At 47.7% G+C, this 25,838-nt stretch carries 19 protein-coding genes and 1 pseudogene; 13 read left to right on the top strand and 7 right to left on the bottom strand.

Features of this window, described 5'->3' with window-relative positions:
* The 11 genes from ABEQ74_RS13405 to ABEQ74_RS13455 form a co-directional block, all read left to right on the top strand.
* Positions 1 to 1,921, top strand: a 1,921-nt coding sequence (locus ABEQ74_RS13405) for a dynamin family protein (RefSeq protein WP_430122672.1), incomplete at its 5' end; no start/stop codon positions are given.
* Positions 1,922 to 2,429: 508 nt separating this feature from the next.
* The gene (locus tag ABEQ74_RS13410; protein ID WP_430122673.1) at positions 2,430 to 4,208 is read left to right on the top strand and encodes an ABC transporter ATP-binding protein; all 1,779 of its coding nucleotides are present in this window, start codon (positions 2,430 to 2,432) and stop codon (positions 4,206 to 4,208) included.
* Positions 4,205 to 6,070: an ABC transporter ATP-binding protein gene (locus tag ABEQ74_RS13415; RefSeq protein ID WP_430122674.1), complete on the top strand. Its 1,866-nt coding sequence runs from the start codon at positions 4,205 to 4,207 to the stop codon at positions 6,068 to 6,070. Before ABEQ74_RS13410 ends, ABEQ74_RS13415 begins: the two co-directional genes overlap by 4 nt.
* 140 nt (positions 6,071 to 6,210) lie before the next feature.
* Positions 6,211 to 6,672, top strand: coding sequence for a GNAT family N-acetyltransferase (locus tag ABEQ74_RS13420; protein ID WP_430122675.1), 462 nt, complete (start codon positions 6,211 to 6,213; stop codon positions 6,670 to 6,672).
* Positions 6,673 to 6,945: 273 nt separating this feature from the next.
* On the top strand, positions 6,946 to 7,707 hold the full coding sequence (locus ABEQ74_RS13425; protein ID WP_430122676.1) for a CAP domain-containing protein: 762 nt from the start codon (positions 6,946 to 6,948) through the stop codon (positions 7,705 to 7,707).
* Positions 7,708 to 7,851: 144 nt separating this feature from the next.
* A complete protein-coding gene (locus tag ABEQ74_RS13430; protein WP_430122677.1) occupies positions 7,852 to 8,703 on the top strand; it encodes a GDSL-type esterase/lipase family protein in 852 nt (283 codons plus the stop codon).
* A gap of 36 nt (positions 8,704 to 8,739) precedes the next feature.
* Entirely contained in the window at positions 8,740 to 9,708 is a 969-nt protein-coding gene (locus ABEQ74_RS13435; RefSeq protein WP_430122678.1) for an ABC transporter ATP-binding protein, read from the top strand.
* Positions 9,701 to 10,690: an ABC transporter permease gene (locus ABEQ74_RS13440; RefSeq protein ID WP_430122679.1), complete on the top strand. Its 990-nt coding sequence runs from the start codon at positions 9,701 to 9,703 to the stop codon at positions 10,688 to 10,690. The genes ABEQ74_RS13435 and ABEQ74_RS13440 overlap by 8 nt, the downstream gene beginning before the upstream one ends.
* 116 nt (positions 10,691 to 10,806) lie before the next feature.
* Positions 10,807 to 12,786: a DNA topoisomerase IV subunit B gene (parE, locus tag ABEQ74_RS13445; protein ID WP_430122680.1), complete on the top strand. Its 1,980-nt coding sequence runs from the start codon at positions 10,807 to 10,809 to the stop codon at positions 12,784 to 12,786.
* A gap of 11 nt (positions 12,787 to 12,797) precedes the next feature.
* Complete coding sequence (gene gyrA / locus ABEQ74_RS13450) at positions 12,798 to 15,257, top strand: DNA gyrase subunit A (protein ID WP_430122681.1); 2,460 nt, start codon at positions 12,798 to 12,800, stop codon at positions 15,255 to 15,257.
* A 393-nt stretch (positions 15,258 to 15,650) separates the two neighbouring features.
* Positions 15,651 to 16,082 (top strand): MarR family transcriptional regulator, encoded by a 432-nt coding sequence (locus ABEQ74_RS13455; protein WP_430122682.1) that lies wholly within the window; start codon positions 15,651 to 15,653, stop codon positions 16,080 to 16,082.
* 63 nt (positions 16,083 to 16,145) lie between these two features.
* Here the strand turns inward: ABEQ74_RS13455 and ABEQ74_RS13460 are convergent, their stop codons facing one another.
* From ABEQ74_RS13460 to ABEQ74_RS13490, 7 genes are all read right to left on the bottom strand, one after another.
* Positions 16,146 to 16,442, bottom strand: a complete 297-nt coding sequence (locus ABEQ74_RS13460; RefSeq protein WP_430122911.1) for a fibronectin type III domain-containing protein — start codon at positions 16,440 to 16,442, stop codon at positions 16,146 to 16,148.
* A 179-nt stretch (positions 16,443 to 16,621) separates the two neighbouring features.
* Positions 16,622 to 17,356: an RluA family pseudouridine synthase gene (locus ABEQ74_RS13465; protein WP_430122683.1), complete on the bottom strand. Its 735-nt coding sequence runs from the start codon at positions 17,354 to 17,356 to the stop codon at positions 16,622 to 16,624.
* Entirely contained in the window at positions 17,356 to 18,222 is an 867-nt protein-coding gene (locus ABEQ74_RS13470; RefSeq protein WP_430122684.1) for a class I SAM-dependent methyltransferase, read from the bottom strand. The genes ABEQ74_RS13465 and ABEQ74_RS13470 overlap by 1 nt, the downstream gene beginning before the upstream one ends.
* 122 nt (positions 18,223 to 18,344) lie before the next feature.
* Positions 18,345 to 18,863, bottom strand: coding sequence for a GNAT family N-acetyltransferase (locus ABEQ74_RS13475; RefSeq protein ID WP_430122685.1), 519 nt, complete (start codon positions 18,861 to 18,863; stop codon positions 18,345 to 18,347).
* A 67-nt stretch (positions 18,864 to 18,930) separates the two neighbouring features.
* Positions 18,931 to 20,892, bottom strand: coding sequence for an endonuclease MutS2 (locus ABEQ74_RS13480; RefSeq protein WP_430122686.1), 1,962 nt, complete (start codon positions 20,890 to 20,892; stop codon positions 18,931 to 18,933).
* Between the two features lie 667 nt (positions 20,893 to 21,559).
* On the bottom strand, positions 21,560 to 24,571 hold the full coding sequence (locus tag ABEQ74_RS13485) for a PAS domain S-box protein (RefSeq protein WP_430122687.1): 3,012 nt from the start codon (positions 24,569 to 24,571) through the stop codon (positions 21,560 to 21,562).
* Positions 24,572 to 24,772: 201 nt separating this feature from the next.
* The gene (locus ABEQ74_RS13490; protein ID WP_430122688.1) at positions 24,773 to 25,057 is read right to left on the bottom strand and encodes a GNAT family N-acetyltransferase; all 285 of its coding nucleotides are present in this window, start codon (positions 25,055 to 25,057) and stop codon (positions 24,773 to 24,775) included.
* 130 nt (positions 25,058 to 25,187) lie between these two features.
* On the opposite strand from ABEQ74_RS13490, the gene ABEQ74_RS13495 reads away from it, so the two are divergent.
* Entirely contained in the window at positions 25,188 to 25,508 is a 321-nt protein-coding gene (locus ABEQ74_RS13495; protein WP_430122689.1) for a hypothetical protein, read from the top strand.
* Between the two features lie 77 nt (positions 25,509 to 25,585).
* Positions 25,586 to 25,729: pseudogene (locus ABEQ74_RS13500) on the top strand (TetR/AcrR family transcriptional regulator); the annotation flags it as partial.
* Between the last annotated feature and the right edge of the window lie 109 nt (positions 25,730 to 25,838).

Below are 25,838 nucleotides of genomic sequence, written 5' to 3' on the forward strand. Positions count from 1 at the left end.
CGCTGCGCAGGCGGCGGCACCGCAGCGGCGCCAGCGGCTTGAGGCCGCGGCAGCCGAGCTGCGCGCGGCGGCTGCGCTGCTGACGCCGCATCCCGCGCTCGCCTCGGCCGCGCGGGATTTGATCGCCCGCGCAGAGGCGATGGCGGGCGGCTCGTTCACCCTGGCGCTGTTCGGAGCGTTCAGCGCCGGAAAGTCCTCCTTCGCCAATGCATTGCTTGGCGAGTCGGTCTTACCGGTGTCACCGCACCCGACGACGGCAGCGGTGAACCGCATCCTGGCGCCGACTGAAGGGAACAGTCATGGAACCGCAGCTGTACGGATGAAAAGCCGGGAGATGTGGTGGGATGATCTTAAATATTCGTTCGGCGTTTTGGGCCTTCAAGAGCCAACACCGGAGCAATGGCGCAGTATAGCTGAAGGGTTGAATCCGGCTGGCATTCACCCGGCAGGCCTGCCGCATTATGGTTTCCTGAAAGCCGCCGCTGCTGGCTGGGATGTGATGGAGGCTAAACTCGGTACAACGGAAACCGTACAGCTGGCTGAATATCGCGGTTATGTAGCCGATGAAACCAAGTCCTGCTTCGTAGACGGAATTGATTTGTATTACAGCTGTCCGATGACAGAGCAAGGAATTGTGCTGGTCGATACGCCGGGAGCGGATTCCCTGCATGCCCGCCATACCGGCGTAACATTCAACTATATTAAGAATGCCGATGCCATTGTGTATGTAACATATTACAACCATGCATTCTCTAAAGCGGACCGGCAATTTCTGTCCCAGCTCGGCCGCGTGAAAGACAGCTTTGCGCTGGATAAAATGTTCTTTGTCGTTAATGCGGCAGATCTGGCCCAATCCAAAGACGAGCTGGATGAGGTTGTGAAGCATGTTCGTACCAATCTTACGGCTAGTGGAGTAGGCAGACCGCATATTTTCCCTGTCTCCAGTCTTGCGGCTTTAGACAGCAAGCTAAGCGGAGATGAAGAGAGCTTGAGAGGATCGGGCTTCACGGTCTTTGAAGAGGCGCTTAGCCGATTTGCGGTTGAAGAGCTGCCAAAGCTGTCCCAGCGAGCAGGATATGATGAAATTATTTCTGTTCGTGACCGCATCAGAGCGTGGGCGGACATGGCCGCCCAGGATGAGACGACTAGGGCACACAAGATTGCGGAGCTGGAGGCAGTTCAGGAGCGGGCACTGTCCCGGCTTGCTGCATTAGGCGAGCTGCAGATGACTCGCGATATCGCGCAGGAAAGCAGCGAACTGCTGTTTCATGTGCGGCAGCGGCTGGATTATGCCATGACTCGCTTTTTCCAGGAGGCATTCAACCCGTCCGTGCTTAGAGAAGATGCCGGTCATTTGAAATCGGCCTTCACGGCATGTGGGCGTGATTTGATGCGGACGATGTCTCTGGAGCTGGATCAGGAGTTATGGGCGACAACGCTTCGTTTGGAGACGGCAGGGCGCCAATTAACGGAAAACGCTGCTTTGAAGGCTGCAGCCGAGATCAATGCGATGACCGAGGGTCTGTCCCTGGCTCTACGTAAGGATAAGGAATGGGCACCGCCCGAGCTGGAAGAAACAGAGCTGCAAATTGAAGGAGATTGGTTATCCTTCTGGTCGACCTTTAAGAATCCGAAGCATTTCTTTGAAGGCAGCGGCAGCTCAAAGCTCCGTGAGGTGGCTGAGCCGAAAGTGAAAGAAGCCGTGGCTGGTGTGGTCGCTATACGGGAAGGTCAATTGACTGAGCATTATGTCAGAATGGCCGAAGGCTCGCTTAAGCACCATGTTTCCGTATTAGAGGAACAATTGAAGGAATCCATAAGTGCGATTCTCACCTCGTTACAGGATGGCCAATCTCCATTCATGTGGAGCAAGCTGGCTGATGATTTGGATCAAATGATTCCTATTACTCAGAAGAAGTAAGGATTACCTATTATGAAGATAGGAATACATTCATGATAAAATCTCCTGGATGGATTATGGAGAGAGAGCATCCGACGGATTCGCTTCTTCATCATGAACTAATAAAGAAGAAGACGTCCCGCAGCTTAGCCTGCGTTGGGCGTCTTTTTTTATCTTGTGCTGGTCCGTGCTTCAGTCAGCCTTCAGACATGTTTTATACGCTTTGGAGCCCGAGATTGGGAGAAAAGCGGGTTAGGATTTTACCCTTTTGCAAGGATGTTTAAAAAACTCAAAAAGAGTGGGCGGCGCCCGACATGTACGGGTATTGACAATGTGATTATATCCCCTAGTATTTATGAGAATTAACGATGATTTAATTAGTAAACAAAGATTTGTTCACCAAATTGCCCTCTTTAGGTTCTTTTGGCTCATATATGACGGTTTTCTATCTTTGCCGCTGGTTCAGGTCGATGATAAACTTCATAAATGCTACATAACCTGAACGTAAATTATCCAAAGGAGGATAAACATGAATGTTCTCAGGCAACTGCAGGGCTTCTTTTGGGAGAAACGAAGTTATCTTTTTCTTTCCATTCTGTGTCTGGCGATTGCAACCGCACTCGGGCTGGTCTATCCGCAGCTGTTAAGAGTGCTGATTGACGATGCCATCAAAATGAAGAATTTCGGCATCGTACCCCAGCTGGCACTTACTGTGCTGGGCGTGGTGATCCTTAAAGCTTTCATGCAGTTTTTGCATGGATTCTTTGGAGGAAGGCTGGGCAACTACCTGGCTTACTCGATGCGAAACGCCTGCTACGAAAAATTGCAATTTTTATCATTCCGTTATTATGACACGGCCCGGACTGGGGATTTGATGTCACGGTTGACGGGGGATTTGGAAGCGATCCGGATGTTTATCGGTTTTGGCTTTGCCCAACTCCTGAACCTGGTACTCATGGTGACCTTCGGTTCCATCATGATGTTCACGATCAGCTGGAAATTAACGCTGATTACTTTGGTAGCGATGCCATTTCTTGTTGTGGCCGCGCTGAAGTTCGAATCTAAGATCCACCCGGCCTTTCAGGAGATGCGCCTGGCGCTAAGCTCACTGACTACGGCCGTACAGGAGAATATTACGGGTGTCCGTACCGTTAAATCCTTCGCCCGCGAACCGCATGAGGTGGAGAAGTTCTCTGAACGGAATGAGCGTTACAAAGCTAACCAAATTTTCGCCTCTTCATTATGGGCCCGCTACTTTCCGATGATGGAGCTGTTCGCGAATATCAGTGTTGTCATTCTGCTGGCCGTTGGCGGCGCGATGGTTATCCACGGCTCCATGACAGTAGGGGAGCTGGCTGCTTTCTTCACTTTGATCTGGTACATCATCGGTCCTTTGTGGGGAATCGGATTCCATATTAACAACTATACGCAGTCCAAGGCTTCGGGGGAGCGGGTGCTGGAGCTCTTGAATCAGCCTGTTGATGTCGAAGACAGGGAACGTGCGGTAGATTTGGTGCCAAGCGAAGTGAAGGGACATGTTGTTTTTGATAATGTCACCTTCGCATACGGCAACAAAATGGCTGCAGTACAAGATATTAATCTGGATGCTCGTCCCGGTTCTGTCATCGGTTTGCTCGGGGGAACAGGCTCCGGTAAATCAACCATTATCCAGCTCTTGATGCATGCCTACAATGTAAATCAGGGCAGCATCAAATTGGATGGCAGGAACATCAATGATATTAAGATCCGTAGTCTGCGCAGTCAGATCGCAACCGTCTTCCAAGAGACATTCCTGTTCTCGTCCAGTATCCGTAACAACATTGCTTATGGTATGAAGAATGTCAGCATGGATGAAATCATTCGGGTAGCCAAGCTGGCTAAAGCCCATGATTTTATTATGGAAATGAAGGATGGCTACGATACGATTGTCGGGGAACGGGGAATGGGTCTCTCCGGCGGTCAGAAGCAGCGGATCGCCATTGCCCGTGCCCTGCTGAAAGACCCAAAAATTCTTATCTTGGATGATGCCACCAGTGCCGTGGATATGGAAACGGAGCATGAGATTCAATCCGGCTTCCAGGAGGTCATGAATGGCAGAACGACTTTTATCATCGCTCACCGGATTTCTTCCTTGCGTCATGCGGACGAAATTCTCGTTCTGGATGAGGGTAAAGTCGTACAGCGCGGCAAACATAACGATTTGATTGCAGTGCCGGGGCCTTACCAGGATGTATATAAAATACAATACGCGGACCTGATTGCCAAGCAAGCTCAAGCAGGTGGTACGCAAGGGCAGGTGCAAGCATGAACGCCAATGTAAATACTGAGCCGCATCAGCAGCAGAAAATTCCGAGGCCGCGAAAAACCTCGGATGAAACCAATGAACGTTTTGTTTACAAGGATGACGATGCAATAGAAAAACCGTTTAACTGGGCGCAGCTTACACGTCTGATTTCGTATATGAAACCATATGCCAAACAGATCCTGCCGTTGATCGGGCTGATGATGGTCATCGGCACGATAACGAAGCTCGCGATTCCTTTCCTGACCAGCTTGGCTATTGACCGGGCCATTGATCCGCAGGAGGGCAATCCAAGTCTGACCCTGCTTTATCAGATTACGATTGCAGTACTCGCTATGTATATCATTCAATGGGTTGCGGGGATCTTCCGTATCAAGTTTACGAATATCATCGGTCAGCGTGTCATCTATGACCTTCGCGCAGATTTGTTCCGGCATATCCAGCGCTTGTCCTTTAATTTCTTTGACAAGCGTCCGGCTGGCTCCGTGCTAGTTCGCGTTACAAATGATGTCAACTCGCTGCAGGATTTGTTTACCAACGGGGTCGTCAACCTGATCATCGACTGCGTACAGCTTGTCGGAATCGTGATCATCCTGCTGTTAATTAACTGGAAACTCGGTCTTGCCGTCATCGTGACGGTTCCGATCATGTTCTTTATCTCAACGAAGCTACGCGTGCGCATTCGCCGTGCGTGGCAGGAAGTGCGGATCCGGAACTCGCGGATTAATTCCCACTTGAATGAATCCATTCAAGGGATTCGGGTTACCCAGGCTTACACACAAGAAGAAGAGAATATGAAATTCTTCGATAACATGAACTTGGACAGCAAGAAGTCCTGGGATAAAGCATCAGCGATGAACCAGGCGTTCGGACCACTTATCGAGATTACCGGTGGTTTCGGATCGTTGATTCTGTTCTGGCTTGGCGCCGTCTTGATTCAGCAAGGCGAGCTCACCATTGGTCTGTTGATTGCCTTTACCCAATATGTCGGGAACTTCTGGGAGCCGATCAACCGGCTTGGTCAGATGTATAATCAGCTGCTTGTCGCGATGGCTTCTTCGGAACGTATTTTTGAGTTTATCGACGAGAAACCAAGCATAGATGATGAGCCGGGAGCCAAGAAATTACCGACCATCCAAGGAAATATTAAGCTGGAAAATGTGGTGTTCGAGTATGAGAAAGGACGCCAGGCTCTAAAAGGAATCAATTTGGATGTAAAGGCAGGCCAATCGATTGCGCTTGTGGGTCATACGGGATCAGGTAAGAGTACCATCATTAATTTGCTGAGCCGATTCTATGATATTACCGAAGGCAAATTAACCATCGATGGATATGATATTCGGTCGGTAACAGTGGAAAGCCTGCGAAACCAGATTGGTATCGTGCTGCAGGACACGTTCATTTTCTCAGGCACGATTCGGGATAATATCCGGTTTGGCCGCCTGGATGCCACCAATGAGGAGATTGAGGAGGTCGCCAAGGCAGTCGGAGCCCACGATTTCATTGCTCAAATGCCCGGCGGCTACGATACCGAGGTTGAAGAGCGCGGAAATATGCTGTCCATGGGTCAGCGGCAGCTATTATCCTTCGCGAGAGCACTTCTTGCCGATCCGCGTATTCTGATACTGGATGAAGCAACAGCGAGTATCGACACCGAGACAGAGTTGAAAATCCAGGAGGCTCTCAAAGTGCTGCTTCAGGGCCGAACTTCCTTTATTGTGGCTCACCGCTTATCTACGATTCGGCATGCTGATCATATTGTGGTGCTGGATCATGGTGAGATTATGGAAGAAGGAAATCACAGCCAGCTTATGCAAAAGCAGGGCATCTATTATGGATTAATTGAAGCGCAATACCGATTTTTGTAAAAATGCTTAACAAAGGTTTAACAAAACAGACACAAATGTAAAAAAAATGTCGGTTGAGACTTGCAATCTTCTTCATAAACTTACAAAATAGAAATAGAGTCTGTTCACATTTCATAGAAGAAGGGAAGCATGAGGGTATAATGAGCATCGAAAGCGTATTATCTGCGCCTGCACTGCTGATTCGAAACTTTGAGAAGAATGATTTGGAAGCAGTCACATCCCTAATGCGGGAACTGAATTATCCGACGACGCTAAATGTCATGCGTGAACGGATGGAAGCCATGAACGACAACCCTCTATACGGCAACCTGGTTGCAGAGGTAGATGGCGTTGTAGTTGGAATGATTATGCTTCGTCAAGTCAAATCTTTCACTATGACCGAACCGGTCACTCAAATCACTTCGGTTATTGTAACCTCAAGCTGCCGCGGCCAAGGCATTGGCAAAAGACTGATACGCGGTGCAGAGACATGGGGAAGACAGCATGGTAGCCACCTCTTGTTTCTCACAAGCGGCAATCGGGAAGAACTTCCTCCCGCACATGCATTTTATGAACATATTGGATTTGAAAAGGCGGGGTACCAGTTCAGCAAGAAGCTGTAGCTCTCGTCTCTTCATGAACCCGTCCCAAGTTTGGGACGGGTTTTTTCTTTGTTATGACCTTAAACCAGACTGATGAACCGAAAGCGGAGAGGAAACATTTGATGGCGTTTCCAACAATTGTAGCCTTGTCGAAGGTTTCAGATGTGTTACAATGTGTTCGTAGCTGATTACAAAAATGTAACCAAGGCTTGTTCGTCCAAGACATCATGAAGTTTGCATAGAGGAAGGACGAACAGGCAGATCTATCAACTTAGTGCTAGGAGATGAGATAACATGAACAATCATTGGATCAAGAAAATAGCTGGAGGAAGTATTGCTGCTGCATTGGCTGTCGGGTTAATGCTGCCAACGACGGCCTCAGCTGCCCCTGTCGAGAATAATCAATATGTAAACTGGCAACAAAAAATACAAGAGTTCCTCAAAAGCCAAGGCTTGGAATCCCAGTTCAAGTGGGTTGTTGTTCAGAAGCCGCAGGCTGAGAAACCTCAGACTGATAAACCTGTGGAGACTCCACAAACCAGCAAACCAGAAGTTAGCAAGCCAGAAACAAGCAAACCAGAAACCAGTAAACCCGAGACAAGTAAACCGGAAGCCAGCAAACCTGAGACCAGTGCTCCATCAACTAAACCTTCTCAGCCTTCCGAATCTACAGGTACTACGGAACAATCGAAGTTTGCTTCCGAGGTTGTTGAATTGGTAAACAAGGAACGTGCTAATGCAGGTCTTAAGCCGCTTACGGTCCATGCCAAGCTGACAACCGTAGCGGTAGATAAAGCGAAGGATATGAGCGATAACAATTACTTCAGCCACACTTCGCCGACACATGGTTCCCCATTCGATATGATGAAAGCTTATGGCATATCTTTCGGCTATGCCGGAGAGAATATTGCTAAAGGGCAGCGTACACCTCAAGAAGTGATGAACTCCTGGATGAACAGCCAAGGACACCGTGAGAATATTCTGTCCCCGAATTTCACAATGATCGGTGTGGGGTACTACAACGGTTATTGGGTTCAAGAATTTATTAGCCAGTAAGCACTTATTTCAACTAATAATAATCGAGCTGCTGCGGCACGCAGGAAGACTGCGTCCGAGGCAGCTCTTTTTGCATTCTCATTTGCAAATTTTTAATAGAAGTCTTAAGGTAATGTACATGAGGAATTTTATAGGGGGAGTGTCATGAAATCATCTGCATGGATATGGCGAATCACTGCCTCCGTGTCGGTAATTGTAACGATTGTGCTGATTTTTGGTTTTGTGTACGCGTTTAACGATATTAATAATCCGCAAGGACAGCCCTTGGTCTCCGGTGACAAGGCTGATATTTCTGCAGGGGAGACAAGCCCTGAACAGCATGAAAGCGTTCCTTCACAGCCGGTACTGCCGAATGAATTGCAGGTAACCGTTCTGGGTGATTCCCTAGCCAAGGGAACGGGTGACTCTGCGGGGGGTGGCTTCGTGCGCCGAAGTGTGGAGCTACTAAATGAGGATGGACGTTCAGCAAGCGTACTGGCCAATCTTGCGATAAATGGGCTGACGACCGAAGGGCTGCTGCCCAAGCTGGATGATCAGGGAATACAGTATGCCTTGAAGCAAGCAAATGTTATTATGCTCTCTATAGGTGGCAATGACCTGTTTCAGGGCAGCGGTCTGTTGGAGGGAGCTACAAATTCCGATAATTTAGAGCTCGATCCTGCCAAGCTGATGAGTGCTTTGCCTCAGGCGTCTGAGCGCCTGCAGACCATTTTAGAGAAGATTCGTACGATTAATCCGGATGCTCGCATCGTTTATATAGGCCTGTACCATCCTTTTGCTGACATAGAGGATTTGCTCATCCCTGGGAATGTGGTTGTGACTGCATGGAATCATGCGGTTATGGAGATCGTGAATCGGGATTCCAATATGACGCTGGTGGCTACGTTTGATCTGTTCCAGCATAAGCTTGGCAAGTATCTGTCTTCCGACCACTTTCACCCGAACGGAGCAGGATATCAGGCTATAGCGGATCGTATTGTACAAGGCATGCTGTAGAGTGGATGAAGGATGTCAAATAGGGAGTTGGATTCGATGAATGAGCGAGCAGAAGAAATCGTACTGTCTATCCAGCATGTAAAAAAGAAAATCGGTCGAAAATGGATTATACATGATGTATCCTTCGATGTGCGTGCCGGGGAAATCTTCGGTTTCCTGGGACCTAACGGTGCAGGCAAGACAACGACGATCCGCATGTTAGTGGATCTCATCAAACCTTCAGCAGGCAAGATTTCCGTTTGTGGATATGACGTCAACCGCCAGCAAGAGCAAGCACTCCGCCATATTGGCTCGATCGTGGAGAATCCTGAAATGTATGCCTATCTGACAGGATGGGAGAATCTCGAGCATTTTGCCCGCATGCAGCCAGGGATTGATCAGCAGCGAATCGAGGAAGTTGTTGAGATGGTTAGACTGGATCGAAGAATACATGATAAGGTCAGCACATATTCACTAGGAATGCGACAGCGGCTTGGTATAGCACAGGCGCTTCTCGGCAGACCGAGGCTGCTTATATTGGATGAACCGACGAATGGCTTGGACCCGAAAGGGATCAAGGAAATGCGCCAGTTCATACGTCAATTAGCCGATGAAGGGATGGCGGTTTTTGTCTCCAGTCATCTGCTCAGCGAGATTCAGCTATTGTGTGATCGTGTAGCGATCATTAGCAGCGGCCGAGTGCTGGCCGTAGGTGACGTTGATGAATTGATTGCCGGTAATAGTGATCATGTGATCTGGGATCTGAGTCCGGCTGTCCAAGGGAAGCGAATACTGCTAAAGTTAGACTATTGCGAAATTGTGGAACGACCGGAAGAAGTGCTGGATGACAGTTTGCTGGCAGGAATGCCTCAAGGTGCAGTTGTGACCCGAATCCATTCAGCATATACGCCAAAAGCGGTTACAGCACTGGTAGCCGCAGGGGTTCAGGTCCGGGAGGTTCACCGGATTAATCCGACGCTGGAGCAGTTATTCCTGCAGATGACGGAAGGTGAGCGTATTGAGTAATCTGTTACCGCTGATTAAGAACGAATGTATCAAGATTATAAAACGCAAGCGATTCTATGTTATCCTGCTGGTCCTGCTAGTTCTGGTTCCCATGTTTACTTATGCCCAAATGAAGTCTGCTGAAAGAAGCCAGGAGAAGTTCAACAGCGATTGGCGGCTTGAGCTTCAGCAGCGAATCACGGATAATGAGAATTCACTAAGCAGCGACAGGGTGCCGGATGAGTGGAAACGATACCGTCAGATTTTTATTCAGCAAATGCAGTATTATTTGCAGCATGATGTAAATCCTAATCAACCAAACGGAGTAACATTTACGCGGGAATTTATGGACAATGCCATATCCCTGTTTATCCCGCTGCTCATCATGGCCATTGCTTCAGATATCGTTTCTGGAGAACGGACAACGGGTACGATCAAAATGCTCCTGACAAGACCCGTCAAGCGATGGAAAGTGCTGCTGAGTAAGCTTATTGCCCTGATTATGTTTACGTCACTGATCGTTGTTTCCACTTTTATCATCGCTTATCTAATCTCCGGCCTGGCCTTCGGATATGCTGGTTTTGAATTGCCTGTCTTCACCGGTTTCCGGATTGCAGGATCAGAGGTGGATATGTCGGGCGTTCATGCCGTGCCACAGTGGAAGTACCTGCTGATGCAGGGCGGTTTGGTGTGGTTTGTGGGCGCTTGTGTCGGCATGCTGGCTTTTATGGTGTCTGTGCTTGTACGCAGTACGGCCGCAAGCATCGTGATTATGATGGCTTCGCTGATCGCCGGCACGATCTTGACGAATATGGCATCGGCATGGAGCAGCGCGAAGTATCTGTTTATGGTAAATCTCAATTTGACGGGATATTTAGCTGGTAATTTGCCGCCAATTGAAGGGATGACATTGAATTTTTCCCTTGGTGTACTGGCCCTCTGGGCGATTTGTGCGGGGATTGTTTCATTCAGTGTCTTTACGAGAAGGGATATCTTGAATTAAAATGGACAAAGCATGAAACATTTGTTTGCATTTTTAATAGAACCCTGTTCTACTAATAGCAGAGAAATGTCAAAATAGAAATACACGAGATACGTGAAATTGAAGGAGGAGCATGAATGGTCGAACAGATCGATATGTTTGCAGAGTCATCAAAGAACGGCGGTAATCCCCGTTCAGGATACGATGCTGACGACATTCAAGTGCTCGAAGGCCTTGTTGCGGTACGCAAACGGCCAGGCATGTACATAGGGAGCACAAGCTCGTCGGGCTTGCACCATCTCGTATGGGAAATTGTGGACAACGCCGTCGATGAGCATTTGGCCAAGTACTGCTCGAGAATTGAAATTACATTGCATAAAGATGGATCTGCTACAGTATATGACAACGGACGCGGTATACCAACCGGCATGCACAAAACGGGTATTCCAACCCCTCAGGTTGTGTTTACAATCCTGCATGCAGGCGGGAAATTCGGAGGTTCCGGATACAAGAAGTCCGGTGGTCTTCATGGCGTTGGAGCATCTGTAACCAATGCGTTGTCCGAATGGCTGGAGGTGGAGATATACCGTGAAGGTAAAATCCATCGTCAACGATTTGAATACTGGCAGGACAAAAAAGGAAAAGAGCATGTCGGAGAACCGGTAACCGGTCTTGAAGTGATTGGTAATACGAACAAAACAGGCACCAAAATCACCTTTAAACCGGATTCGCGGGTATTTCCTGCGGGCACGCATCTGAATTATGATACGTTAGCAGAGCGCTTACAGGAGATTGCATTCCTGAATTCAGGTCTGCGAATTGTATTAAAGGACGAGCGCAGCGGCAATGGTGAAGAGTTCTTTTATGAAGGTGGCGCCAGCCAGTTTGTGCAATTTTTAAATGAAGGCAAGGACGTACTGCATGATGTCATCCACTTTTATGCCGAAAAGGACGAAATCGAAGTCGAAATTGCGCTTCAATATAATGCAGGTTACACTGAAACGCTTGCCTCATTCGTAAACTCCATTCCGACGCGCGGTGGCGGAACCCATGAGACGGGTTTCAAGACAGCGTATACCCGGGTCATGAATGATTATGCCCGCAAAAATAATTTACTGAAGGAAAAAGACAAGAACCTGGAGGGGAACGACCTTCGTGAAGGCATGATGACCGTTATCAGTGTGAAGATGGCTGAGGTCGAATTCGTGGGCCAGACGAAGGATCAGCTCGGAAGTGCTTCTGCACGAAGTGCGGTTGATAGCATTGTCACCGAGAAGATGCAAATCTTCCTCGAGGAGAACCCGCAGATTGCACAAACGCTGCTGAAGAAAGCCATTCAGGCGTCCAGAGCGCGTGAAGCAGCCCGCAAGGCAAGAGATGAGATGCGCAGCGGCAAAAAACGCAGTGAAAGCTCCAACCTCGGCGGGAAGCTGACACCTGCGCAGTCCAAGGATTTTTCAAGAACCGAATTGTTCATTGTTGAAGGAGACTCAGCAGGCGGCTCGGCTAAGCAGGGACGGGATTCAAAAATCCAGGCAATTCTGCCACTTAAGGGTAAGCCGATGAATCCGGAAAAATCGAAGCTGGCCGATATATTGAAAAATGATGAATACCGAGCGATTGTGGCTGCCATCGGTGCAGGGATTGGAACGGAGTTTACCTCCGGAGATAGCAATTACTCCAAAATCATCATAATGACCGATGCGGATACGGATGGCGCTCACATCCAGGTACTGCTGCTTACGTTCTTCTACAGGTATATGAAGCCTTTGATCGACGAGGGACGTGTATATCTTGCACAGCCTCCGCTGTACAAAATCGCCAGTAAATCCGGCAAGCTGGAAACCGTTCGTTACGCCTGGACGGATGAGCAGCTGGCCAATTATTTGAAGGAATACAAGAGCTATGAGCTGCAGCGTTACAAGGGACTGGGCGAGATGAATCCCGATCAATTGTGGGAAACGACGATGAACCCGGACACACGGACGCTGCTGCAGGTGCAAATTGAAGACGCCGCGAAAGCGGAGCGTCGCGTGTCTACGTTAATGGGGGATAAGGTAGATCCCCGCAAACGCTGGATTGTAGAAAATGTAAACTTCGCGGAGTTTGAGGAATAGAAGGTGAAGGAATGAGTTTATCGGAGCAATTTTTACCGGCTTATCTGGAAGAGGTTGTAGGTGACCGGTTTGGCAGATATTCCAAATACATTATTCAGGATCGGGCGATTCCCGACGTACGTGATGGCTTGAAGCCCGTACAGCGTCGGATTTTGTATGCCATGTACGATTCAGGTAACACACCGGATAAACCATACCGTAAATCGGCGAAAACCGTCGGTGATGTCATGGGTAACTATCATCCGCACGGAGATTCATCCATTTATGAAGGTATGGTTCGGATGGCGCAGCCTTGGAAGATGGGACATGTGTTGGTCGACGGGCATGGAAATTGGGGGTCTCAGGACGATGACCCGGCAGCAGCAATGCGGTATACCGAGGCAAGGCTGTCGCCGATCGCCTTGGAACTTCTTCGGGACATCGAGAAGCGGACCGTGCTGTTCAAGGACAATTTTGATAATACGGCCAAGGAGCCGGTTGTACTGCCTTCCCGTTATCCGAATTTGCTTGTCAACGGAGCTAGCGGGATTTCTGCAGGTTTTGCCACTGAAATTCCGCCGCATAATCTGCGCGAAGTTATAGACGCTTGTATTGCCGTCATGCAAAAGCCGGAAATTGAGCTGGTCGAGATTATGACCTTTATCAAAGGACCGGACTTCCCGACCAGCGGCATCATTATGGGCGGAGAAGGGATTCTGGATGCATATCGGACAGGTAAGGGACGCGTTTATCTGCGGTCGAAGACAGATATTGAATCGCTTCGGGGCGGCAAGCAGCAGATCGTCATCACGGAAATTCCCTACCAGGTCGTTAAGTCACGGCTGGTGACAGCCATGGAGAATATTCGGCTTGAGAAAAAAGTCGAGGGCATCGCCGAGGTCCGTGATGAAAGTGGACGTGAGGGACTTCGTATCGTTGTGGAACTGAAGAAGGATGCGGACGCAAACGGAATCCTTGCGTATTTGTTCAAGAAAACGGATCTGCAAATTACGTATAACTTCAATATGGTTGCGATCGTGAACAAGACTCCTCAACAGCTTGGGCTCAAAGCCATGCTGTCTGCTTATATTGATCATCAGCGTGAAGTCGTTACGAACCGAACACAGTATGAGCTGGAGAAAGCTGAGGATCGGGCGCATGTCCTGGAAGGTCTGGTTAAGGCGCTGAACATTCTGGATGAAGTCATTGCCGCGATCAAGGCGTCCAAGAATCGCCAGGATGCGCAGAATAACCTGCAATGGATGTTCGGTTTCACCGAGCGGCAGGCCGATTCTATTCTGACTCTGCAATTATACCGCCTCACCAATCTTGAGATTCATTCCCTGCAAAAAGAGCTGGACGAGCTGATGAAGAAAATCGAGGGCTTCCGTGCCGTATTGAACAGCGACAAGAAGCTGATTGCTCTCATACGTAAAGAGCTGCTTGAAATACGCGAGAAGTACGGTATCGACCGTCGTTCTGTCATTCAGGAAGAAGTGGAAGAGATCAAGGTTAATCTCGAGGTGTTGGTCAACGCAGAGGATGTGATTGTAACCTTATCGAATGAAGGCTACATCAAGCGTACAAGCATGTTATCCTTCACGCGCAGCGGAGGCGAGCTGGAAAGCTCGGGCGTCAAGGAGGGGGATTATATCACCCGCCTGTTTGAGATTAATACGCTCGAAAACCTCCTGATATTCACGAGCAGAGGGCAATATTTCCTCCTGCCGGTTCACCAAATTCCGGAATATAAATGGAAGGATGCCGGTACGGCGATCGTGAACGTCATTCAGGTACCGAAGGAGGACCATATCGTTTCGGTCATTCCTGTTTCCAATTTTGAAGAGCCGGGTAAGTCGCTTGTCTTTGTAAGCCGTAAAGGTCAGGTTAAACGCACGGAGCTTAAGGATTATGTAACCAAGCGAACGGGAGCCGTCGCGGCTGCCAAGGTTGCTGCCGAAGACAGTATCATCCAGGTTGTGATGAGTGATCAGCAAAAAGATATCGTATTGATCTCTAAAGATGGAATGAGCATTCGCTTCAATGAGCAGGAAGTTAATGCAATGGGACGCGTATCCGGCGGGGTTCGGGGAATCCAGCTCCGCGAAGGTGATGAAGTCGTAGCAGCATTATGGGTGGAGAACGATGAAGGGGAAATTTTGACCATTACCGATCTTGGATATGGCAAGCGAAGCCTGCTTCTGGATTATCCGATCCAAAGCCGCGGTGGTAAAGGGATTGCTACTTTCGAGTTCAAGGAAGGCAAACGGGTGAAGCCCAATGGCAGCGCCATCGCTGGAGCATTCTATTGCCGTGAACCGCTGCTTATTACAGCTTATAGCGGAGATGGACAAGCTTATCAGATCCATACAGAGAAAGTTCCGATCGGAGAACGTAAATCCATTGGCAAACTTCTTGCCGATGTTGGCAAGAATGGTCAAATTGTTGATCTGGTCAGTCTCCCGCATACAGACGCAGGCAAAGAGAGCTAGGTAATCACCAGTAACGAACTGAAATTTATAAATGAAGAAGACGAATGGGGAAAAAGCACCTTGATTTGATATCGAGGTGTTTTTTTTAATATGAGAGACTGAGGTGCATGCTATCCATTTATACTATTTGACATATGTCTTGAAATGTCGAGGGAAGAAGAAACATGAGAAAGGCCGTCATATAAGGAATGACGGGATTTGTCGCTTGGTTAGAAATTATATTTTTTTACGGAAAAAGAAGGATATTCGGCGGTCAACTCCGAAACTTAATCCTATAAACTATTATGGAGTGCCGACTCGTTTTTTTATCTCAATTTTCTCCTGTTGTCTATAATATACATCAAGCAGTCGAGAGATGATCATGACAGATCTAACTGAAAGGACGGGATATATATGCATACAGCCGAATTTGCCAAGGTATGGTCGAAGCTGGCCAAGGACTATAAACTTCATATGGAAGCGGGATTAGCACCAACATTGACGGAGTCACAGCTGATGGTGTTGGAGGTGCTTGCAGAGCAGAAGCGGATGAAACCGTCCGACTTCATTCCCTATCTGGCTACAAGCCCGGCAGCGGTAACTATGCTATTAGACCGGATGGAGAAGAATGAGTTGATCAAACGGGAGCGGGATGCGGATGATCGACGGATTGTCTGGGTGACCATCTCTTATAAAGGCCACGAGGAATATACACGCGGGTTACAAGTTCGGGAAGAGTATCTATCCCAAATACTGAATCGTATATCTTCCCATAATCAACAGCTGCTTGTCTATCTGTTAGGGAAGATTAGTACAGCTCCACAGAGGGTCTTAGTAGAGGCGTAGAGCTATAAAACGGTGATAGTCATTAGAGAAGCCCCCCGAAGGGATGGCAGCAAGTTGCAGCGGTTATGATTTCAGCAACCATAAAGAAGGCACGTTGGTAGGCAGCTCATTGCTTGCAGATGAAATATTACCTGCTGCATCACGAGCCTTGACAGTAAAGCTATAAGCTGTGTTTGGTGTCAAGCCACTCACCGTGTAAGATAGTGTGCTGCCGGATACCGTTGTGATCAGTGTTTGGCCCTGGCAGACTTCATAGCCGGTTACACCCACATTATCCGTGGAAGCATTCCAGACTAATGAAATGCTGATGCTTGTCACTCCCGTAGATCTCAGATTCGCTGGTGTTTGATTATATACCAGATATGTTCATTTAAACCAAAAAAATGTTAATTTAAAATAGCTACTATTCTTCAACATTCTTTGTTAAAAGTAAAGGGGATAATATATTCTATTAAGGAATATCATTTTATAGTATCTCTCATGTTTACATAGATATATAAAAAACGAAATCCCTCTAAGGGATTTCGTTTTTTATCGTTCTATAGGTCGGATCCCAGGCTTGATTCCAGCTTGTCCATGGGGAAGAGGCTCCACGGGTAAAGAGAAGGCGGCATGGATCGAATGGTAATGTCCTCTTTGGTAACAGGGTGAGGAAATCCGACGAGAATGGACCATAGGGCAATCTGCTGACCGGCTTTGTTCACCTTGCTTCCGTACTTCTGATCACCAAACAGCGGATGACCGGCATGGCTGAGCTGTACACGTATTTGATGCGGCCTGCCGGTGTGCAGTTCGATCAGAACCAGGCTGTAGTTTTCGGCCGTGTGAAGGACGCTGTAATCCAAAATGGCTTCCTTAGCCCCGTCTGTACCTTTTGAGGTAACGTGGACGGTATTGGTTCGAACGTCCTTGTACAGCATATTGACAAGCCGGCCCGAAGTTTTGGCAGGAATACCGTGAACGACCGCGACATATTGTTTGCGAAAGCTGCGATTGCGGACAGATTCCGATAACCGGGAAGCGGCTTTGGAGGTCTTGGCGAATACCATCGCTCCGCCAACCGGACGGTCTAGACGGTGCACCAAGCCTAGATATACATTGCCCGGTTTGTTATAGCGATCCTTGATGTCCTGTTTTAATATGGTCAGCATATCGAGATCTCCGGTAGCATCCTCCTGCGAGGGGATGTTTACCGGCTTGCTCACGCCTAAGACATGGTTATCCTCGAACAGGATCGGTACAACCGGATATGCTGCTGGCTCCCGTTTGTTCATTACTCAGACTCCCAACGACCCAGGATGCCGCATGGCAGGTTCATACCGGAGCGAGTAATCGGCAGCCCGATTTCGCCTGCACTGATGGTACCGCCATACTTCGGCTTCATGGTCATGGTCAGCATGTTGTTCAGAACGGTAGGGGAGATACCTGTTGTATAAGAGTTAATCAGCATAAACAACGGTTGATCTGATACGATGCTCATACAGCTCTCAAGGAAGGGATACAGGCTTTGTTCAAGCTTCCATGTTTCACCGCTCGGTCCACGTCCATAAGATGGCGGGTCCATAATGATTGCATCATACTTGTTTCCCCGGCGCTGTTCCCGCTGAACGAATTTAAACACGTCATCCGTAATATAACGAATAGGACGGTCAGCTAAGCCGGATAATGCCGCGTTTTCCTTGGCCCATTGCACCATGCCCTTCGCAGCATCCACATGGACAACCTGTGCGCCGGCTGATGCAGCGGCGACCGTTGCACCACCCGTGTATGCAAATAGGTTCAGCACGCTGATCGGGCGCCCCGCGGAAGCGATCTTATCCATCATCCAGCGCCAGTTGGCTGCCTGTTCCGGAAACAATCCGGTATGTTTGAAATTGGTTGGACGAATATGAAATTTCAAGCGGTCATACGATATGGTCCAGCGATCCGGAAGCTGTTTCTTCATATCCCACTGACCACCGCCGGATGAACTGCGGTGATAGTGACCGTGAACACTGCGCCACTGAGCGTCTTCATGTTCAATCGGCCAAATGATCTGCGGATCCGGACGTCTGAGAATGACATCGCCCCAGCGTTCCAGCTTTTCTCCGCCTCCGGTGTCGATGACTTCGTAATCTTGCCAATCCTGAGCTACATACATGTTGAAAACCATCCTTCAAATAGTCATTTAGACTTTATTGTACAACATATCAGAAGCCGAATGCCACCAAGGATTGCCTCGTTTGACGAAACCTATTCGGTTAATGAGTTCGAAAACTCGACTTACTCTAATTCCTCAAATGCGGAGTGGAAACGAAACTCGCCATGCAAGTGATCAAGTTCGCCCCGCTGAAGCTCGGCAACCATAAATACTTCATCAGAAACATTGAACTGGGTAATGTCGATTCCATATGCTCTCGCCTTCAGAAACCCGTATCGGGGGTAATAACCCGGATGACCTATTAGAAAAACAAGTGGAAAGCCATGCCCAAGACACCGTTGTTTGCCTTCTTCAATCAGCATCCCGCCGATCCCTTGTCGCTGATATTCTGGAAGGACGGCGAGCGGTCCAAGTGCAGCCACGGGGTGGCAATCAATACCGTCAAAAAGACTGGCTCGGCTGAACATAATATGTCCCTTGATGATCCCATCTTCTTCAGCTACAATCGACAATTCCTGTTGAAAGTTTTTGTCTTCCCGCAGTCTGCGTACCAGAGTCGCTTCTTCCCTTCCGGGAAAAGCCCGCATGAGAAGGTCTTGGACCTTCTCATAATCATGCTTGGTTTCTGTGCGTAAATTCATTGTTATCTCTCCTTAGCAAAACCTGTATTTCTTCTAAGATACCCTGTGACTTATCATGCGAGCTTTGTTATTCCGGCTTCGTTTCAATTTGCAGTCCCTCAACATGTTTTCGGTTCATCAGTTTGCGTTTCTTCCGGTTTTCTTTGCTCTCAAACACGATATCAAGGTCATAATCTTCCGGATAGAGATCCTTGGCCGCAATATAGGGTTTGAGGCGTTTATGGTTAATCTTCAGACGTTCTTTCTGAATCATAACGCCAATATTGCCCATGTTATCCATGGCTTCATAAACCGTTCCACTTCGTTTCATATAAGGAACGTAAACACGATCGCCCAGTTGGTATAGAGAAGTGGGAGAGGGCTCAATGTGGCTTTCTTCAGCGTCCTCTAGCTCTGCTTGATCATGAATCGGCGGTAAGGGGAGTGACTGTGGTGTGCCCAAGTCATCTATCCATGACGTAGCCTCTGCTGGTTCGAGCCTAGGTATTCCGCCATTCTTTACATTCCCTCCTTCGGTGATTTCACGCGATCTGACGATGATCGCCTCTGGTATGCCAAGCTTCGCAGCGATGACAAAGGCATAACTGTGACCGGCTTCTCCAATCCGCAAGCGATAGAGTGGCTCCAGTGTCTCTGCATCGAATTCCATCCGGGCATTTTCAAAACCCGCAGTACGCTCCGCAAAATTTTTGATTTCGGTGAAATGGGTTGTTACGACAACCGTTGCCCGTCGTTTATTCAGTTCCTCTAAGATGGCAATGGATAACCCGACCCCCTCTCCCGGATCCGTCCCGGAAGCCATTTCATCCAACAGGACGAGCGTTGATTGACCTGCTGTTTCCAATATGTCGCGGATATTGCGGATATGCGCCGAGAACGTGCTGAGCGCGTGCTCCAGACTCTGCCCATCTCCAATATCAACGGATACCTCGTCAAAGATAGCGCAATGGCTGCCTTCCGCTACAGGTACCAGTAGGCCGGATTGTACCATAACGGTGATGAGGCCCACCGTCTTAAGCGCTGAAGTTTTGCCGCCTGTATTAGGTCCTGTAATGATCAATGTTTTGTAATGTTCTCCGATGGTAAAGTCCAAAGGTACCATGGCAGAGCCGATTAAAGGATGGATAGCGGATTTCAGATTGATGAATCCCTCCTGGTTCAAATTCACGTTGCGCCCACCGATGGCAATGGCGTATTTTCCTCTGGCTATCACGTAGTCGTAAATTCCAACGGTTTCGGCATTAATGTTAAGTTCAGATTGATACTGCTCAGCAAGTGCTGTTAAATCACTGAGCACTTTTGTTTCTTCTCTGCCCTCATCGGCATGAAGAAGATTCAACTCCATTTGAAGGCCCTGCAAGTCCGAAGGTTCGATAAATACCGTCTGCCCGCTGGCCGATTCATCCAGAATAGAGCCGTTCACGGCTCTGCGGTGTTCTTTCTTGATAGGCAGCACATAACGCCCCCCGCGCTTGCTGATGACATTCTCCTGCATGATGCCTTTGTAACGGCTCATCAGGCTGTCCAGCTTACGCTTGATCCGTTCTTCGGTTACGATGATTTTTTTGCGGATTTTGGCTAGGTCTTTGCTGGCGCTATCTACCACGCGGCCTCCGTGTATGCTGCGTTCGATTTCAGACAGCAGTGGCCGCAGTTCATGCATAGAAGAAGCATAGGAGCTAATCGTGGGGGCAAGGCTGCCCTTGGCATTCATGTACTGAATGAGCTGACGGCAGCTTCTTAGATACTGAACCATATTCCCGAAGTCACGCTCAGTCAGCACGTATCCTGTGCCGAGCAGATCGAGGACCATCTGGATTCCCTCCAGGGAGGGGATCGGTACGCTTGCTCCGGCTTGGAGCAGGATTTTGGCTTCCTCCGTTTCATTCAATTTGTTGCGGATAGCTTTCAGCTGGGTGAGGGGAGCCATTGCTCGAATATGCTCAATTCCCAGGTATGATACAGCGAAACGCTCGAGTTCAGTACGTATTTTCTCATACTCTAACTTGTTTAATGTGAATGGTTTCATGGCTTGGTATTCTCCTTTTGGCTATAGAATAGATGGTTATACAACGCAAAAAGGGCGGAAAACGAACTACTAAGGTTCGCTTTCCGCCCATATATCGGGTATTCTGATTGGTTATGGCTCCCTGGGTACAGTTCGACGCCACCTCATGATTGTTAAAAAAGAGGGGGGACCCAAAAAATCCGTGCTGAACTCAGCACGGATGACCATATCCTAATCGGAATAACTCTAAAGAGGCTTCCATTGATATCCGCAGTTCTTAACTAATTCAACGGACGAAATGATTACGCATCAAAAAATAAACATATCCCATTACAGGGAAATGCCAATTTTTTACACATTTCGGTCCATATGAAATTTGGTTAGTTAAGAACAACCACCGACATCAAAATTTCTCCTTTAAAATAGAGTATGTATTAACTATATCCATATATAAGGAGATAAGTCAAGTGAAAAGTGTGGATTGATCATGGAGAAGTTTAGAGGTATTAAGCTGCTGAGCTGATACAATTCAGATGAAAGATGTTATCCGGGGGATTAAGGATAGATATCTTAGACTAAGGGTACTGTTCAATGTCGAGAAGTAATTCGGACGCTAGAAAAAAGGTGATCCACAGCATAAATTGCCGCAGATCACTCTTATTGGATAGAGATAAATGGACCAAAAAAGTTAATTGTTTATATTGTCGTCATTGAGCGTACAGGTAGGGATCGTAAAGTAGAAGGAGGAGCCGAGATTCTCGCTGCTCTCTACACCAATGACGCCACCCATCAACTCGACCAGCTTCTTACTAATAGCCAGACCGAGTCCAGTACCACCATATTTACGATTCAAGGAGGGGTGAAGTTGCGAGAAGGAAGTAAACAGTTGATGCTGCTGTTCAGCAGGAATTCCGATTCCCGTATCCTTCACTTGAAATGCTAGTGTATACTCATCTGTACCCTTGCGGTGCAGTCCTTCCACACTCATCGTAATGCTGCCCTCATGGGTGAACTTGATTGCGTTGCTAATCAGGTTGACAAGCACTTGCCGCAATCGTAAAGCATCTCCCATAATGACATCTGGAACGGTGTCGCTGTCTATGCTGCAGGATAACGACAGGCCTTTTTCTATCGCCTTGGCCGAGAACAAATCAACGATCACTTCCAGCAACGAACGTAAATCAATCGGTTCATCATTGATCGTCATATTGCCGGTTTCGATTTTACTGAAATCGAGGATCTCATTCAGGATATGAAGCAGCGATTCACTGCTCTCCATCAGTATATTTGTATAATTTTCCTGATTCTCATCCAGCTCCGTCGTTTTTAGCAGCTCGATCATTCCGATAATACCATTCATTGGTGTACGAAGTTCATGGCTCATCATGGTGAGGAATTCCGTCTTGGCTTGGTCTGCTTGTTCAGCATGCTCTTTGGCACGGATGATTTCTTTCTCATCAGTGATATCGCGAAAAACCAGAACCGCTCCTTTACGCTCCCCATGGTCCCAAATAGGGTTAACCTGATAATCGGCCAGAAAGCTTGAACCGTCTCTGCGCCATAAAACGATCTCGGTTCTGGATAATGGAGTCCCTCGTTTGACTGATCGAATGAGCGGAGTGTCCTCTCCTCTATAAAAAGTACCGTCATGGCGAATTTCTTTAACAATCTGATCACAAGATCTGCCGATGGTTGCATCAGGTTCGTAATCGAGCATCTTGGCTCCTGCTGGATTGATGAATGCGACGTGACCGTTCATGTCCAGTCCGATAATGCCCTCAGACACGGTGTTCAGCAAAAGTGTGAGCTCCCGGCTAAGCTTCTTGATCTCTTCCATGGTTCGAATGCGTTCAGTAATATCCCGGGTAATACCGTATACACCCACAACCTCGTCATCCACGACAATCGGAATATTGAGGGTATTGATCTCAATCGGATGCCCATCCTTATGGATAATGGTTAGGTCATAGCTCTGAGGTATGCCTTCCTTGGCTTGATTAAAATGGAACAAGGTGCGGTCCATGTCCTTCTCTGCTACAATCGGACCAAAATACATGCCGACCAGCTCATCGAGGCTGTATCCCGTAAGTTCTTGCAAATTTTTATTGGCTGTTAGGTAATCACCATCCAAGTTCATGGAGTATACCGCTGATGGATTATACTCAAAAAGCGAACGATAACGTTGTTCACTTTCTTTGAGCTTAAATTCCATTAGTTTGCGCTCGGAAATGTCACGGGCAATCGAAATGATTTCCTTCTTTTGTCCGTCTTGTGTAGTGATATATTTGCAATTTACCTCAAACCAGATGTGTCGGCCATCTTTATGTATATAGCGGAAGGTGATGGGGGTGAGCGATCTCCCTTCCAGGCACTGCTTCAAATAAGCCTGTAACGGTATTATATCTTCAGCGTACACATAATCGAATGAGCTTGTTCCGACCATCTCTTCCGGATGATAGCCGAGCAAAGTGAAACAGGATGGTGAACAGTACAGAAAGGTTGAACAGTCTATGGTGCTGCTCGATATAAAATCAAGCGAGTTCTCGGTAATGAGCTTATATTTATTCTCATTCACACGAAATTGCTGCTCAATCAGTACTTGTTCTGTTATGTCCTGAGCCATGCCGATCATCTCCATCGGTCTGCCTTCAACCGTTAAAGAGACCTCCCACAGCGCTCGGATCGTTCGCTCCTGACCGTCAAGAAGCTGAATCCGGTAAATGATTTCGTCGGCTTCGCCGAGAACAGCTTTTCCGACAGCCATCTCCAGACGTTTACGGTCTTCGGGTATGACCAATGACAACAATGAATTGTGGTTTGGTTCGTTGGTGTTGATCTGATACCCAAAAATACGTCTCATTTCATCACTATAGGTGAGCTTGTTCGTTATCAAATCCCATCTCCAGGAGCCGATCTTGGCAATCCGCTGGGCATGGGCAAGTGTATCTTCATCCGTTTTGCGTTTGGTGATATTTCGCCCGATGGCAAGAACTTTGGTTATCTCTCCCTGGAGCCCTCGTATCAGTTGGAAAGACGTCTCAAACCATAAATAATGGCCGTCTTTATGACGGATGCGCCGAGTAAAGCTTTCTTCATCCGAATAAAGCTTACCTGGTTCTTTCATTTGCTGGGAATCGACCTGATGATAGTATTCGATTCTGTTCCTGCCTGACATTTCCTCCTGACTATACCCCAGTATTTCTGTAACTGAGGGGGAGACATATTCGATGATGCCGTCTGTATCGCTGATGGTCACCAGGTCTTGTCCACTTTTGGAGATGAGAGCAAGCAGTTCATCTTCCTTTATTGCCGGTATCGTCGATTCATTCACCAGGTTTCTCCGCTCAAGACAGCATAGAATCCATTGATAATCTCCGTGCAAAGGATGTTTTAGCAGAGATAGCTCCACTGAATATTGGGGGCGCTTTCCGTCACTGCAGATGAAGTTAGAATCCCATTGGAGATGGGTAATTGTATTTTGTGTTAATGATTGTAGTGTCTGATTGATCGATAGATTGGATAACACTTGGATTTCGGAAGGTTTGAAATGGAGCAGGTCAGAACGCTTGGTTTCTGTATAATCACAAAAGCGTTCGTTGACCATCACGACACGCTCATCAACCGCAGAAATCAGGACTGCCCCGCAGGGCAATTTATTAAACATCTGTTCCCAGACCCAATCCTCAGCTGAATGCCTCATAATATTAATTGCCTCCCTGAGCTATGCTATACCATTTGATCATAGAGGATGTGATCACTCTATCGCAATAGGAAATATGAAAGTAAATGAATAGGGTTCTTGTAAGACACAAGAAAGCCAACCGATAAGAGCGCATTCTTATGGTCGGCTAAGCGAATCTAACATTGTACCCATATTTCATGCAATAGGGGCTATTTACTGTTAGGTGTGGAGCAAGGTGCGATCTTCGATATTTTTATCAAAATAATGCCCGGCATAGGAGCAGGCAGGTATAATTTTCAATTTCTCCGACCGGGCATATTCAATCACTTTTCGAACAAGATCTTCTCCGATCCCTTGTCCTCGAAGCGATGGCGAAATATAGGTGTGATCAATACTGATAACGCCATCCCCTTGTGGGGAGTAGGTGATTTCGGCTGCGGTTTTTCCGTTCTCCTCGATGAAAAATCCACCGGATCTTGCTTGTATATTACGTTTGTGCATCATGTCCTGTCCTCCTTCATCTGGTTGTACTTTACCCGAATCCGGCAAGCATTAAACGTTTAACAGATAGGCAAACACCCTTGGAGGGGCATTTGCATACACTACGAGCAGAAGAGGATGAAGGAGGAACATCATGAACCATTATTCAACTCAACAGCCAATGCTGTTTCAATGTGACCACCAGCTGGCACATTCCATGAAAAAACATAGAGAACACGCTCATTCAGCTATGAAAAATGCAATGAATTGCAAGGTAAGAGTGCATACGATGGATGAGGAAGCTATTGAAGGTATCGTCATCAATGTAGACGCAAAGAATGTGTACATTCTTGTTGAACAAGGAAACAGAGGTTTTTTCCCCGGATATCCTCCCTTTGCGCCATATGGGCCTAATCCAAATGTAGTATTGCCGTTAGCCCTGTTCAATCTACTGGCAGTCAGCTTGTTGTGGTAGCAGACGAAGAACCTGCAATTAGGTTTGCAGGTTCTTTTTTTATGATAAATTTTAGAGAATGATTTGACGGTCCTAGTGTCGTAGGCTGGGAGGCTTGGCGCCAGATGGACGAGTTGCATTCAATGAGTCATCTGAGGGAGCAGTTAACTTTGATGCAGGAGAAGGGGATCATGAAGTCAATTCCTGTTGATGCTACGACCCATGCCTTGTCCGGCGCATGAAACGAATGCTCGCTCTGGGTTGCTCAAATGCCTGCAACCGATAAGGGCATCGAGGAAACGATGGATGTGATTGCCGGCATGTTACAAGGGTTCAGAGTTAGAGACTAAA

Origin of the sequence: Paenibacillus solani, assembly GCF_050475945.1 — a bacterium.
Taxonomy (GTDB): Bacteria; Bacillota; Bacilli; order Paenibacillales; family Paenibacillaceae; genus Paenibacillus_AQ; species Paenibacillus_AQ solani_A.